Raw genomic sequence first — 343 nt, 5'->3', positions numbered from 1 at the left:
GCATGCATTTAATCTTCCTTTAGCAAAATTTATGAAATAATTAAGTTTTTTTGTTACATATATTGCTTCGTATAATTCTTGATCTTGAAATTTTAAATCCGCATCATGAAATAAATTTATTTTTTTATAAGAATTAATCATATTTTTTAATAACTGTTCTTTTTGAGGTATAGAACACATAAGATTTGTATCTAAAGTAAAACCAAAAAACAAGATATTATAAGTCATAAAATTAATTTCAAACATTATTTTACCTAAATTATACTTAGATGGTAATTTTTCAATTTTACTCATAAAGACAAGCAACTCATCCGCAACATTTAAATAATTATTAATTTCTTTT

At 20.7% G+C, this 343-nt stretch carries 1 pseudogene; it reads right to left on the bottom strand.

The features are described 5' to 3' along the window. Nucleotides 1-246, bottom strand: a pseudogene (locus H2277_RS09205) (hypothetical protein); the annotation flags it as partial. Between the last annotated feature and the right edge of the window lie 97 nt (nt 247-343).

It is taken from the genome of Campylobacter sp. W0014 (assembly GCF_020135975.1).
GTDB lineage: Bacteria > Campylobacterota > Campylobacteria > Campylobacterales > Campylobacteraceae > Campylobacter_D.
The sequence above is the reverse complement of the archived record's forward strand: the minus strand, read 5'-3'. Positions and strand labels throughout refer to the sequence as shown.